General features: G+C 70.5%; 8 protein-coding genes and 1 other RNA gene. 5 read left to right on the top strand and 4 right to left on the bottom strand.

What is annotated here, in order from left to right:
• Positions 1–118: 118 nt before the first annotated feature.
• The 3 genes from KGD87_RS04035 to KGD87_RS04025 form a co-directional block, all read right to left on the bottom strand.
• Positions 119–289 carry a hypothetical protein gene (locus KGD87_RS04035; protein WP_284666228.1) on the bottom strand — a complete coding sequence of 57 codons (171 nt, stop codon included), beginning with the start codon at positions 287–289 and terminating at the stop codon, positions 119–121.
• A gap of 105 nt (positions 290–394) precedes the next feature.
• Positions 395–1,393, bottom strand: coding sequence for a serine/threonine-protein kinase (locus KGD87_RS04030; protein WP_284666227.1), 999 nt, complete (start codon positions 1,391–1,393; stop codon positions 395–397).
• A complete protein-coding gene (locus KGD87_RS04025; protein WP_284666226.1) occupies positions 1,390–2,274 on the bottom strand; it encodes a tetratricopeptide repeat protein in 885 nt (294 codons plus the stop codon). The genes KGD87_RS04030 and KGD87_RS04025 overlap by 4 nt, the downstream gene beginning before the upstream one ends.
• A gap of 249 nt (positions 2,275–2,523) precedes the next feature.
• On the opposite strand from KGD87_RS04025, the gene ssrS reads away from it, so the two are divergent.
• The 5 genes from ssrS to KGD87_RS04005 all read left to right on the top strand — a co-directional run bounded on the left by ssrS (position 2,524) and on the right by KGD87_RS04005 (position 6,745).
• A non-coding RNA gene (ssrS, locus tag KGD87_RS37030) (6S RNA) lies at positions 2,524–2,720 on the top strand.
• Between the two features lie 19 nt (positions 2,721–2,739).
• The gene (locus KGD87_RS04020) at positions 2,740–3,363 is read left to right on the top strand and encodes a 5-formyltetrahydrofolate cyclo-ligase (protein WP_141256820.1); all 624 of its coding nucleotides are present in this window, start codon (positions 2,740–2,742) and stop codon (positions 3,361–3,363) included.
• Positions 3,360–4,148, top strand: a complete 789-nt coding sequence (locus KGD87_RS04015) for a TIGR00282 family metallophosphoesterase (protein ID WP_284666225.1) — start codon at positions 3,360–3,362, stop codon at positions 4,146–4,148. Before KGD87_RS04020 ends, KGD87_RS04015 begins: the two co-directional genes overlap by 4 nt.
• 56 nt (positions 4,149–4,204) lie before the next feature.
• Complete coding sequence (tyrS, locus tag KGD87_RS04010) at positions 4,205–5,467, top strand: tyrosine--tRNA ligase (RefSeq protein ID WP_284666224.1); 1,263 nt, start codon at positions 4,205–4,207, stop codon at positions 5,465–5,467.
• 96 nt (positions 5,468–5,563) lie between these two features.
• Positions 5,564–6,745, top strand: a complete 1,182-nt coding sequence (locus KGD87_RS04005; RefSeq protein WP_284666223.1) for a hypothetical protein — start codon at positions 5,564–5,566, stop codon at positions 6,743–6,745.
• 38 nt (positions 6,746–6,783) lie between these two features.
• On the opposite strand, the gene KGD87_RS04000 is transcribed toward KGD87_RS04005, so the two are convergent.
• On the bottom strand, positions 6,784–12,825 hold the full coding sequence (locus KGD87_RS04000) for an alpha-2-macroglobulin family protein (protein ID WP_284666222.1): 6,042 nt from the start codon (positions 12,823–12,825) through the stop codon (positions 6,784–6,786).
• Positions 12,826–12,857: the final 32 nt, after the last annotated feature.

Genomic DNA, 12,857 nt, shown 5'->3' with positions numbered 1-12,857 from the left:
CTAACAATCCGGATGCGCGGGGCCAAGCCTCCGCGTCGGACTTCAAGGCCCGATCACGCGCCAGATGCACGCTGTTGGACAGGTGCGAAGCGCGACCAGCGCTTCACCTCCCGCGTCGCTACCAGGACTGCTCCGGGAGCGGCTGCTCGCGGACGTCCTCGTCGGGCTGCCCGTAACCGGGCATCCCGTCTTCCCGGGCCTCATCCGCCTTGGAGGTCCGCGGACGCGCGCGCTCCTCGGGCTCGGGTGCGGACTGCTCCGGCTTGGGCTGCTTGGGCTCGTTGGCCATGTGAACTCCTCCCCCACGCGACACCGCGCGCGGCGGAAGGAAAGGTCGTCATCACCCTGGATGGCGGGCAGGGACAGTCGAGCGGACAACAGGGTGCCCGCTCCCCTACCCCGCGCGCGAGCCCGGCGTCGGCGGCGTCCCACCGGGGGGCGGCGTGGCGAGCACCTCGTCACTGGCGCCGAAGAGGCCGCGCACCACGGCGGCGATGGCCAGCGGCGTGCCCACGCGCTCGTCGTAGTGGGGCGTCAGCGCCTGGGCGAACTCCTCCGCCGTCGGGAAGCGGTCCTCGGGACGCTCCGCGAAGGCCCGGGCCACCACGGCCTCCAGCGCCTCCGGGATGTCGGGCCGCAGCTCGCGCAGGGGCCGGTACTGCCGGGCACGGATGGCGTTGAACACGGCCTCCGGCGTCGGGCCCGTGAAGGGGCGCTCCAGCGTCAGCAGTTCGTAGAGCACCACCGTGGCCGCCCACAGGTCGGCCTCCGGGCTGACCTCGCCGAGCAGCGATTCGGGGGACAGGTAGTAGGGCTTGCCCAGCACGTCACCGCCCTGGAGCTTGCCGTCCACCAGCACGCGCGACACGCCGAAGTCGCCCAGCTTGATTTCGCCCACGCGGGAGATGAAGACGTTGGACGGCGACACGTCGCAGTGGACGATGCCCAGCCGCTCGCCCTGGGGCCCCGTGGCGGAGTGCGCGTACGCGAGCGCCTCCAGCAGCACCTTGCCCAGGTACACCGCGAAGTCGAGCGGCAGCGGAATCCCGCGCACCTTGCAGCGGCGGAGGATCTGCCCCAGGTCGCGGCCGTCCACCAGCTCCATCACGATGAAGTAGATGCCCTCCAGCTCGCCGGCATCCAGCACCGTGACGATGTTGGGGTGGTGGAGCTGCTTGGACAGCTGCGCCTCGCGCGCGAAGAGCGCCACGGACTCCGGATCCCTCGTCAGCGCGGGTAGCAGGCGCTTGAGCGCCACCGTCCAGCCCTCACGCGGACCGGACAGCACCCGGGCCCGGTACACCTCCGCCATCCCGCCCTTGCCCAGCACGGAGAGGACTTCATAGGTGCCGAAGACCCGCGTGGTCTTCTGCGGGGAAGTCGGCTGGCTCACGGCGCGGAGTTTCCGGCCCCCGCCGGCGGGCGGCCGAGGATCCGCTTTCGGGTCCGCTGCTGCTGCATGAGCACTTCAAGGTCCTTGATATCCTCGCGCAGCGCCTGCTCCGCGACCGTCTCCGACGCGCGGCCCGCGGGCACCCAGCCCAGGTCGAAGGCCCTGCGCAGGGACTCGCGCGAGCGCGCGCGGTTGCCCTCCCGGAGGTACGCGTAGGCCAGCCACAGGTGGACGTCCGCGCGCCCCAGCCCCTTGCCCGCCTCCAGCGTCTTCACCGCGCGGACCACGTCATTGAGCGCCAGCTGGCTGGCCCCCAGGCCCACCACCGCGGAGGCGTTGCGCGCGTCGCGCGACAGGGCCAGCTCGAAGTGGCGCTGCGCCACGCCCGCGTTGCCCGCGGCCAGTTGACGCTGCCCCTCCTCCAAGGGTGACACCTCGCCCTGCCGGCCCAGCCCCGCGGCCACCTGCGCCGCGGACGAATTCGCGCCGTCCGCCGCGGCAGCCACGGCCGTGGTCGCCGAAGCCGCGCGCGCCGGCGCCACCGCGTCCGCGTCCCGGGACAGCGGCCGCAGCAGAAGGAAGGAGTCGTTCTTCAACACCGGCGAGCGGCACCCGTCCTTCAGGCGGAACAGGGCCGTCATCACCCCATCTTCCGGGTTGAACACGACCAGCGCGGGCTGGTTCACCCGCGGCTCACAATGGGGACCCAACTGGCAGAGCAACACCTGGCCCACCAGGACGTTGTCCTGGAACTCGCCAGAGAGCACCTCCGTATCGGGTTCGAAGCCGCAGGGTCCGCCAGTCGCGAACCCCACCAGCCGGTCTCCCTGCATGCGCAGGGACACCGCGCCATAGGAGTCCCCTTGATAGGCGTTCGACACCGTGGGCGGTCCCGCCCACGCGAGGCCGGAGGCAACGGAAAGAACCGTCGCAAGACCCTTGTTCAATAGCGAGGGCGGCATATGTGGGTGGATTCGGGCTCTTTCCATCATAGAGGCCCCGCGCCTGCCTTGTAAACGCGCGAGGATGCCTTGACCCCGCCGCCTCCCGTCCTTATCATTTCCAAAGACTCTGGCGGGAATTCCCAGTAGATTCGAGGATTTGCAAGCACTGTAGCTTTGTTCAAGGGCTGTCCCCTGCGGGGCGCGTGATGCTCGGCAGAAATTCGAACCGATACGTCCATTCCGGGGTCCGTTTCGGTCTCCATGTGCAAGCCCTCCCCTCTCACGAGGGATGAGGGAAGCCTGCGGAGACATGACTTCGGTCCCCACCTGGCTTTTAGAGGGTTCAATGGACGCCGGGCACACGGCCATGCTGCGGGGGACTTTTTCTGTGGAGCGGCGTCGGTGAGCGAGACGGTGGTGGAAGAGGCGGCGGCGAGGAAGCAGACCCTACGCGAAGAGCTCACGGCGCGCCGGAAGGCGATGACGCCGGATCTCATCGATACACGGGGTCTCAAGGTTCAGTCTCGGTTTCTGGCGGCGCCGTATTATCAGAAGGCGCGCACGGTGGCGCTGTACGCCCCCATTCGGGGGGAAGTGCCAACCCGGGATATCCTGATTGCGGCGTTGCAAGACGGCAAGATTGTCTGCTACCCGCTCTCCCATGTTCACGGGCGGATTCTTTCGTTCCGTGCCATCAAGTCGGAAAGCGAGCTGGAGCCGGGGCGTTTGGGGGTGCGAGAGCCCACCAACTCCGCGGACCTCATCGCGGTGGACCAGATTGACCTCTTCGTGGTGCCGGGCCTGGGCTTCACCCGGGAAGGCAAGCGGCTGGGGCGCGGGGGCGGTTACTACGACGCCACCCTCCGCGCGGCCAGTCAGCGCAGTCGTCGGGTGGGCCTGGCCTTCAATGACCAGGTCATCCCGGTGCTGCCCACGACCGGGGATGACGTCGACATGGACCTGGTCGTAACGGAGTCTGAGTCCCTGCGCGGTCTGTACCGCGACTGGGACTTCCTCGATACGTGAAAGTCCTCTTCATGGGAGACGTGGTGGGCCGCCCGGGACTCCAGGCGGTCCGCACGCTCCTTCCAAGGGTCCGCGCGCAGCACGGCGTGGACGTGGTGGTCGCCAATGCGGAGAACAGCGACCAGGGCTCGGGCATCACTTCAGAGACGGCCCACTACCTGCTCGACAGCGGCATCCAGCTGCTGACGAGCGGTAATCATTTCCACTCCAAGAAGGCCATCCTCCCCTGGGTGAAGGAGCATCCGGACCTGCTCTTGCGTCCGGCCAACTACCCCAAGGGCACGCCGGGCAAGGGCCACACCGTGGTGAAGCTGCCGGATGGGCGCGCGCTGGGCGTCATCAACCTGGAGGGGCGCGTCTTCATGCGCACCGAGGCCAGCCCCTTCGAGGTGGTGGAAGGGCTGGTGGAGGAGCTACGCCAGCAGACGCCCTGCATCCTGGTGGACATGCACTGCGAGGCCTCCAGTGAGAAGAACGCCATGGGCGTCCACCTGGATGGGCGGGTGTCCGTGGTGGTGGGGACCCACACGCACGTGCAGACGGCGGATGAGCGCATCCTCCCCGGCGGCACGGCCTTCATCACCGACGTGGGCATGTGCGGGCCGCTGGACTCCGTCATCGGCATGAAGAAGGAGTCGTCGCTGACGCGCTTTCTGGGCAAGCCGGCGCCCTACGAGGTGGCGGAGCGGCTCGTCTACCTGCAAGGCGTGGTGGTGGACATCGACGACGCCACCGGCCGGGGGCGGAGCATCCACCGCGTCCGGGAGCACCTGCCAGGCACCTGAAGCCCGGTGGAGGAAGTGCGTCCACGGCTGGCGCACTTCGGGTAGCTTGCGGCGCCATGAATCCGGACGCGCTGCGCAAGGCGACCCCCGAGGAGCAGTTCGAAGAAGTGACCCGTGGCACGGTGGACCTCCACGTGCCCGAGGACCTGAAGAAGAAGCTCCGGTACTCGTATGACACGGGCAAGCCGCTGGTCATCAAGGCGGGCTTCGACCCGAGCCGGCCGGACCTGCACCTGGGCCACTCGCTGCTGCTCACGCGCATGCGGCGCTTCCAGGAGTTCGGCCACTCGGTGGTGTTCCTCATTGGTGACTTCACGGGGTTGATTGGCGACCCGACGGGCCGCAACGCCACGCGCCCGGCGCTCACGCGCGACGAGGTGAAGGCCAACGCGGAGACCTACAAGCAGCAGGTGTTCAAGGTGCTGGACGAGGCCAGGACGCAGGTGCGCTTCAACTCCAGCTGGCTGGACACGCTGGGGACGGAGGGGATGATTCGCCTGGCCTCGCGCTACTCCGTGCAGCGCATGCTGGAGCGCGACGACTTCAAGAAGCGCTTCCGCGGCGAGGTCTCCATCTCCATCCACGAGTTCCTCTACCCGCTCCTGCAGGGCTACGACTCGGTGGTGCTCAAGGCGGACGTGGAGCTGGGCGCGACGGATCAGCTCTTCAACCTGCTGGTGGGCCGCCAGTTGATGAAGGAAGAGGGCATGGCGCCCCAGGTCATCATGACGGGCCCCATCCTGGAGGGCCTCAACGCGAAGGCGGTCGACGGGAAGATTGTCGGCGACAAGATGTCCAAGAGCCTGGACAACTACGTGGGCATCGACGAGCCGGCGGACACCATCTTCGGCAAGTTGATGAGCATCACCGACGACCTGATGTGGCGGTACTGCGAGCTGCTCTCCGCGAAGCCGCGGAAGGAGCTGGCGGAGATGCGCGCCCAGGTGGAGTCCGGCGCGCTGCACCCCAAGGCGGTGAAGGTCGGCTTCGCGCAGGAGATGACGGCGCGCTTCCAGGGCGAGGAGGCCGGGAAGAAGGCCGCCGAGGACTTCGAGAGGCGCTTCGCGAAGAAGGAGCTGTCCACGGACGAGCTGCCCCTGGTGGAGGTGTCCCTGGGGGGCGCGGAGAAGCTGCCGGTGACGAAGCTGCTGCCGGAGACGAAGCTGGTGACGTCCGCCACCGAGGCCCGCAAGCTGATGGCGCAGGGCGGCGTGCGCGTCAACGGCGAGAAGGTGCAGGACGCCAAGGCGGAGCTGGGCGCCGGCGAGTACACGGTGCAGGTGGGCAAGCTGAAGGTCGCCCGCGTGAAGCTCGGTTGAATCTCCGGCCGGTGACGGCCGTCGCAGGCGCAGGACGAGCCCCCTGCCCCTCCCTCCGAGGGGCATGGTGGGGACTGCTGTAGACTCCCGTGCGCCATGCGTCTCTCCCTCCCGTGTCTCGCCCTGTTGCTGGGCGCCTCGCTGCCCGCCCTCGCGGGCCGCGGCGTCTTCGTGTCCGACGTCGCGGTGGACGCCGTCGAGCAGCCCGAGTCCCGCCACGTCGTCTTCACGGTGGAGGCTGGGAAGCCCTACCCCCTGCTCAAGAAGGGCGGCCCCAAGCGCGCCTGGTGCAAGCTGAGCGGCGCGTCCGCCGAAGGCTGGGTGTTGTGTGAAGGCGCGCCGGAGTCCACCGCGCCCGCCGCCCCGAGCGCGGCGGCCCTGGTGGCCGCGGACCGGGCCCACTCGGCGCAGCAGGCCCGGGCACGGGGCCTCGCAGCCGGGGCGGGACAGGCGACGTCCAGCGGCCAGCAGGTGGTGCTGAGGGGCCCCGCTGGCAGCGCGGCTGCTCGGACGGCGGAGGGGAGCGACGGTGACGCCGACGAGGAGCAGGCGGGCCCCTCGGACGCGACGGCCGCGAGCTGGACGCCGGCCACCGGCTGCGCGACGACGTGTGACAGCGCGCCGCTGTTCGCGAAGCCGCCTCCCCTGTCGGCCATGGACCGCGAGGTGTTGGCGTTGTGCCCCGCGCGTCCCGACGTGAGCGTGAGCGAAGGCGACGTGCGGCGCTTCCTCTCCCGGCACTACGATGACGCGCGCCTCCAGCGGGCCTTGTCCGTGGCGGGGCGGCCCGGCGCGCGGCAGGCCAACATCGACTGGCTCACGGGCCTCTGGGTCAGCACCGGGCCTCGCAACGCCTTCACGCACGTCTTCTGCGGCGACGACTGGCAGCGGGGCCCCATTGGCGGCCTGCACTTCCTGCCGCGTTATGCCCAGCTCGAGGCGGAGGGCCGCCTCTGCTACCAGGGCCCGGCGCGCGGCGACGCGGCCTTGAAGGGCGACGCCTACACCATCCGCTTCAAGGGCATGGCCCCCTGGTCCTGCGGGAAGAAGCACATCGGCGGCTTCTCGCGCTCGCCAGACGCGGTGGGCATCCTGTCCATAGGCACGCGGGCCTTCGCGAAGTGCTGCGCGCGCGGCGGGGCCAAGAAGGAAGGCGGCGTGTACTCGGCGCCGGACCTGGGCGGGACGAACTGGCGCGTGTGGTGTGGCACGCGCAACGGGACCTACGGCATCGCCACCCTGCACCCCACGGACGACAAGGCCACCTGCGGGGAATGAGCCCGGGCTGAAGGGCCCACACCCCGCCGTGGGCCGCGCTACTTCGCCGCGCCCACCGTGAGCACCGCCCCGGCCGAGTACGCGGTGAACTCCGGCGCGTACATGGACTGCACGGTGGCGGGGCCCACCTTGAACTGGCCGGCCATGTTGGCGCGCAGCCGGTACTTGAAGGTGTACTCACCGGCGGGCAACTGCTCGAAGAAGAAGTTGGTGCCGGAGTCCCGCGTCTCCTCGTACCAGACGATGCCCAAATCCCAGCGGTGGCGGGACTGCACGTTCTCCGGCTCCAGGCCCGCGGCGCGTGGATCTCTCAGGTGCACGTACTCCGCAGCGTGCTTCGCGCGCAGGGAGAGCTGCACCTCCACTTCGTCTCCGGGGAGCACCACCGCGCCCTCGGCCAGCGGCACGAGCAGGGCGTCCCGCCCCTGCCGCTCGCGCAGGAAGTAGCGCCGCGACACCTGGAAGAAGTCCCCGCGGTCGCTGTCCGGCAGCTTCTCCGTGGAGAAGTGCCACGTCGCGGACGCGAAGGCGAAGCCCGGCGTCGTCTTCTCCACCACCACCGAGCTCATCGTCGCCGGATTCAACTCCGGCCCTGGCACGACGACCTGGTTCTTCTTGCCCGTGTACTCATCCGGGGCGAAGGACATGCGCACCACGCGCGGGCCCACCGTCACCTGGGCGTCCTCGCGCACGCCCAGCGCGCCCTCCGCCTGGAGGTACTTCACCAGCGCGTACAGCGACTCCGCCGTGGCGCGGGTGGACTTCCAGTGGTTGAGCTTCTTGTTCAGCAGCAGCCACTGGACCAGGCCCTCGCGGCGCGCGTCCTTCGGATTGAGCTCCGTCAGCGTGCGCAGCGCGAAGGCATGCGTCTCCGTGGTGTCGTTGTACCAGAGCCAGCTGCGGTCCTCCTGCGCCCAGTAGGTGCCCAGCTCGGGGCTCGTCTTGGCGGAGTCCATGACGCTCTCCCAGACACGGTGGGCGTCCGCGTCGCGCCCCGCGCGCTTCAGCGTCAGCGCCAGGTAGCCCTTGAGGTAGGGCGAGTGCTGCTTCCAGTGCTTGTCGCTGAACGCGAGCATCCGCTCCCGCTCCGCCGCGGTGAGCGCATCACCGGTGTAGCTCGCGTTCGGATACGCGGAGGCCGTGTAGTTGAGGAAGGTGAGGAACTCCCAGCCACGGTCCTCCTTCATCAGCTTCGTCGCGTACTCCTCGCGGAAGTGCCGCGCCAGGTAGCCCCAGGCGCCCCGGGTGATTTCGGGCGGGACCTCCACGCCGAACTCCATCGCGCGGGAGAGGCCATGCACGATGTAGAGCGTCATGTACGGCGACGGCGGGCCCCCCGGCCACCAGGGGAAGCCGCCGCTGGACGTCTGCGCCTTGCGGAGCTTCGCCAGCGCGGACGTGCGCTCGGCGGCGGCGACCTTCGGGTCCAACACCTTCACCAGCCCGGCCTCCGGCCCGGCGCCGCCCCTCGCCAGTTCCAGCCAGGGCGTCTCCTCCAGCGCCATCTTCCGGTTGGGGTCCACCGCGTCCCACGTCTCCAACGAGGTGGGGCGCTCGCTCAGCTTCCTGGCCATCCGCGCAACCGACGGGTACTGCCCGTACAGGCTGGACAGGATGCCCGTCGACACGAAGCGGTTGAGCGTCTGCTCCGTGCACTCGTAGGGGTAGTTCACCAGGTACGGCAGCGCCTGGAGCGCCGAATAGAAGAGCTGCGTGTCCACGGTGACGACCAGCTGCTCGTTCACCCGCGTCGGGTCGCCCCCCGCGCGCAGGTCCTCGAACCGCATCGTCTTGGAGTCCTTGCCCTTCAACGTCACGAAGCGCGACTGCGCCAGGTGCATCCGGCCCGGCAACACCGGCAGCGGGCGCAGCTCACCATCGCCGTGGTTCTCCGCGCGCGCCTCCACCCGGAAGGCCACGGGCCCCACTCGCGTGGGCGTGGTGAGCGGGAAGCGCAGGCGCGTCCCCTTCCCCGCCTCCACGCGGAAGGCCTGCGACGCCTGCTGGACGCCGAAGTCCGACAGCACGCTCTTCTGCAGCTCCAGGTCCTGGATGTCCAACGTGAGCGTGCCCTGCAGCGGGCGCGACGCCGCGTTGTTCACCATCACCTCCAGCACCGCGCGGTCGCCCTCGCGCAGGAAGCGCGGCACGTAGGGGCGCACCATCAGCTCCTTCACGCTCCGGGAGGTGCGCTGCAGCGAGCCGCCCTTCAAGTCGCGCGTGACGGCGTGCACCCAGACGCTCCAGGCCGTCACCGAGTCCGGCACGGTGAACTCCAGCGTCGCCGAGCCATCCGCCCCGGTGAGCACCTGGGGCGCCCAGAACGCCGTCTCCGCGAAGTTGGAGCGCAGCGGCTCCGGCGCGTCCGGGCTCGCGCCCTCGTGGTCAGCGCGTTGCTCCGTGACTGCCATCATCTTCTTTTCAGCCCGGCCAGACGCCTCCGCGGGCGGCGGGGGCGGCGGCGGCGCGCCCCGAGCCGGCGCCGAGGCCCTGGGCAGGGCCGCCCTTGGCGGGCCGCCCTCCCACATGCCCCCCATCCCACCGCGCACCATCTGCCGCAGCCTCCGCCCGCCCGGGCCTCCGACGCCAAAGGCCTCCTCGAAGCGCAAGGCGTCCGGCTCGGGCGGTGACCAGCTCGGCACCTCGCCATACCGCGTGTTCACCACCCACCGGGTGTCACTCAGGCGCACCGACGGCCGCAGGTCCACGTAGGCGTGCCGCTGGGGATACAGCGACGCCACGCTGGGCGGCGTCTGCTTCGCGAACAAATCCAGCGACTGGTCATACATGTACGCGAGCAGCTCCGCCGTGCCCGCCTCCACCTTCGCGCCCTTCGGCCCGCGCACCGTCACGCGCCACGTCTCCTTCGCGCCCGGCCGCAGCGTGTCGCGGAAGGTGGCGAACTCCAGCTGCAGCTCCTTGTCGTCCCAGGGCACGAAGATGGACTTCGAGAAGAGCAGGAACTGGTAGTCACGCACCGTGGACAGCGCCACGGTGAAGCCTCCGCGCAGCTCCGCCGTCACCGGCACCTCCACCACCCCGGAGGACTGGCCCGCGGTGAGCTTGCGCCGGGAGATGCGCCGCTCTCCCTGGTAGACGTCGAGCAGCAGCGGCTGTCCCTTGAAGCCCGAGACGGCCATCAGCCGCACCACCTCGCCCACCCGCGCCGTCTCCCGCTCGGCCACCAGCATCGCGGGCACCGCGAGGGGCGTCGTCTTCCCGGCCACCAGCAGCTCGCGCCCCACGGTGTACGTTTGACCGAACGCGTCCGTCGTCTCGTAGCGCAGCCGGTACGCGCCCGCCTTGAGCGCCGGCAGCTTCAGCACGGCCAGGCCCTCGGTGTCGTGCCGCACCGAGCCCGTCGCCTGCTCGGCCCCGTCCGCCCAGCCGCGCAAGGTGGACTCCGGCGAGTACGACCCGAACCACCGGGGACGCAGCGCGTCTCCAGGCGTGGGCGTGAACACCGCCTCGGGGTCCTTGGACTCCGTCAGGCTGGAGGGCTCCTCCGCGGGCAGCAGGGGCTGCGCGGGCTGCCTCAGCGCCACCAGCCGCCACGTGCCCGCGCCCGGCTGCGGCGCGCCGTCCAGCGTGGAGCGCGTCAGCCGGACCTCGGCCGCGACGCCTTCGCGGAGGAACCCCGTGTCCAGGTCCACGCGCGCCTCCACGGCGACGAAGCCCAGCCGGAAGGCCCGGCTGGCCGAGCGCGTCTCGCCGCCCTCGTCCGTCGCGTCCGCTTCGATGCGGTAGCTCCACGTCAGCCCCGGCGTGGCCGCGGACCGCTCGTCCGCCTCCGGCGTGAAGCCGATGGTGAAGCCCCCGTCCGCGCCCAGCGGCGACGTGCCTGTCGCCACCACCTGCCGCTGCGAGGCCCCGGACCGCGGGCCCCACCACCACCAGGGCAGCACCGGCTCGCGGTACGCACGCCACCGCACGGAGCCGGACGTCACCGGCATGCCGAAGTAGTAGCGGGCCTCGCCCTGGAACATCGCGGGCCGGTTGAGGCGCAGCTGCGCCTTCGCGTCCTTCAGCGTCACCTCGAAGGTGGGCCGCTTGTACTCCTCCACGCGAATCCCCGCGCGGCCGCCCGCGCTCACGTGCACGGCCCACGCCCCCAGCATCCGGCCGGTGGGAATCGTGAACTCGCCCGCGGCGGAGCCGAAGTCGTTGGTGCGGACCTCCCGGGACTCCACCACCTGGTGGTTCGGGTCGACCAGCGTCACCTCGAGCGTGCGGCCCCCAAGCGTCTTGTAGCGCGCCTGCTCACCCTGTCCGCGGAAGGCCACCGCCTTCCACAGCACCTTCTGCTGGGGCCGGTACACCGCGCGGTCGGTGAAGACGAGCGCCGAATCGGTGTCCGCGCGCGGATGGCGCACGTAGAACGGCACCTGGCCCGGGTGCAGCAGCGCGTCCCGCCCGGCGCCGGCCACCAGGACGAAGTTGCGGTAGCCCTCGCCCGGAACCGAGTCGAAGGTGGCCGCGCCGTCCTCGTCCGAGAGGATGCGCGCCGCCTCCTTGAAGCCCTGCCTGTAGTCGACGCGGATGAGGCGCAGGGGGACGTCCGGCACGGGCTCGCCGGTGTCCCCGTTCACCAGCCGCACCTCCAGCAGGGTCCCCTTCGAGGGTCGCGTGACCATCACCCACGGCGTCACCGTCAGGTACACCGCGATGATGCGGTTGTTCGTCGCGCGGAAGTCCTCGTGCGCGGAGGCCATGATGACGTACGTCCCCCGGTCCGTGAGCGGCGGCGTGACGAAGGTGCGGTGCTCCCGGAAGTCCTCCGTCTTCGGCAGCGGCACGCTCCAGGTGGCCACCGGACGCTGGCCCTTCATGAGGGTCTTCAGCTGCGCGCCTTCCGGCATGAGGTTGTAGTCATTCACCTGGGCCAGCCGCTTCTCCAGGTCCACGGAGTACGCCCGGAAGTGCAGCATGGACACGTTGCGGTGGGTGACCTCGACGGAGCGGCGGCGCGGCCCGTCCGACGCCAGGGCCCCCATGCTGAACTCGGGCGCCTCGAGGGTCCTGATGAGCACACGGCAGCGCCCCGCCCCCTGGGACTTGGGGTGCGTGGCCGCGCACGCCTTCGCCAGCGCATGGGCACGCACGGGGTGGTCCGCCGCGCGCTCCAGCTCCGCGAGCTGGGCCTGCCCCATGGTCGACCAGGGCACGGCGCGGAACGCGGGCAGGAAGGCGGCCAGGTGCTGCCGGATGCGGGTCCGGTCCGCCGCGTCCGTGAAGTGCTGGTGCAGCACCGCGTAGCGCTGCAGCCGGGCCTCCAGCGCCGACTCACGCCGCCCCGCGGCCTGGTGCCACGCCTCCAGGTCCCCGAGCACCGCCGCCACCTTCACCAGCGGATGGACGCCGGGGTCCGTCAGCGTCGCCTTGGGGATGCCCTCCAGGAGCGCGCCCAGGTCCAGGCGGTACACCTCATGGGCCTGCTCGGGCGGCCAGTGCGAGCTGTCCGCCAGCAGGGACACGCGCAGGTACGACACGGCATCCCGCAGCGTGGAGCGGAGCCCCGCCGGGTAGGTGTTGGGCCTCACGTATTCGGCCAGCGCCTTGAGGGGCTCACCGCCGAGCTGTTGCCGCTGCTTCCACACCTCCTCGTGGGCCCGCTGGGCCTCGGTGAGAATCTCCGCGTAGGTCCACGCCTTGAGGTCCACCGGCCCGGAGGACGCCACGGACTCGCGCTGGCGCACCTCCCAGCCGTAGGCCTGCGCGTAGGTGACGAGCGCGTTCGCGTAGAAGAGGTTCAGCGTCGCGCGAGGCAACGCGCCCTTGGGCCAGGGCTGCTCGCGCAGGAAGCGCACCGCCGTCTCGTAGCCATGCAGGCCCGTGCGCAGTTGCACCGTGCGCACCAGCGCGCGCGTCCACTCGGCCTCGTCGCCCGTGGCCTTCGCCTGCGCCAGGCGGGCCTCGGCGGCCTGGGCGGCGGCCTCCAGCTTCTGCGCTTCGACCATCGCGTCGATGGCCTTCCACGAAGGCGGCGCCTTGCCCTGCCCCAGCACGGGCGAGGTCAGCAGCAGCAGGGCGAACAACCAGAAGCGAACGAAGGGTGCGCGGGTCCAGGGGGTCCGGTGCATGTCGGCACTCTAGACACAGCCGGACGCCCGAA

Origin of the sequence: Myxococcus sp. SDU36, assembly GCF_030168875.1 — a bacterium.
GTDB classification, from domain to species: domain Bacteria; phylum Myxococcota; class Myxococcia; order Myxococcales; family Myxococcaceae; genus Myxococcus; species Myxococcus vastator.
The sequence above is the reverse complement of the archived record's forward strand: the minus strand, read 5'-3'. Positions and strand labels throughout refer to the sequence as shown.

Bases quoted from the DNA above. Each gene is read 5' to 3' on its own strand.
- KGD87_RS04035 (WP_284666228.1), bottom strand. From the start codon at position 289: ATGGCCAACGAGCCCAAGCAGCCCAAGCCGGAGCAGTCCGCACCCGAG.
- tyrS (WP_284666224.1), top strand. From the start codon at position 4,205: ATGAATCCGGACGCGCTGCGCAAGGCGACCCCCGAGGAGCAGTTCGAA.
- KGD87_RS04005 (WP_284666223.1), top strand. From the start codon at position 5,564: ATGCGTCTCTCCCTCCCGTGTCTCGCCCTGTTGCTGGGCGCCTCGCTG.
- KGD87_RS04000 (WP_284666222.1), bottom strand. From the start codon at position 12,825: ATGCACCGGACCCCCTGGACCCGCGCACCCTTCGTTCGCTTCTGGTTG.